This window comes from Allomuricauda sp. CP2A (assembly GCF_001683915.1).
Classification (GTDB): Bacteria; Bacteroidota; Bacteroidia; order Flavobacteriales; family Flavobacteriaceae; genus Flagellimonas.
The window spans coordinates 1-606 of record NZ_LXTT01000032.1; the positions used below are offsets into that span (position 1 = coordinate 1).

Here is a 606-nt window from a genome sequence, read left to right on the forward strand (position 1 = left end):
AGTTTATGGCCATACTCCCACCATTTATAGTGATTAACCGAAACCCATTGATTTATAGGGTTGCGGAACAAAAATATGAACTTGGAATTTTCAAAAATCTCTCTCAGGCTCACTAAAGTAGCAATGTCTCTAATTCTAATATCTTTAAAACCGAATCGTACTATACCATTTGGAGCTTTCAAATTATAAATTATAGCCTCAATTAATTTTTTCCTTAGTTCGGATAAGTTCCCCATGGACATCATAAATGGATAATGGGGATATAAGTGGTTTTTAGATCTAAGGCATTGATGAAAGATTTTATTATCCTCTATTACAGTTGAATCTTGTGAAAATTTATCAACTCTTTTTATAATGCACAATATATCATCAATGATATATTGTTGTTCTCCCCAAATACAAACTTCATTGCTTGAGTTGAGAATGCGTTGCATAGCTGTTGAAGAACACCTACCACCTACACCGAAAATAAAGATATGCTTCTCCATCATTTTTATTAAGAATTAAATCAAATCGGAATTTTCGTGATAACATGGCTAAAAGTCTACCCGATTATTCTAAAATGCTACACATTAATGCATTATGTTGCATTGAAAAAATTTAATG

Annotated in this window: 1 protein-coding gene; it reads right to left on the bottom strand. The window is 31.5% G+C overall.

The annotated features are described in order from the left end of the window. A partial coding sequence (locus A7D14_RS04190) for a sulfotransferase (protein ID WP_141673215.1) occupies positions 1-491 on the bottom strand: 491 nt, incomplete at its 3' end. Positions 492-606: the final 115 nt, after the last annotated feature.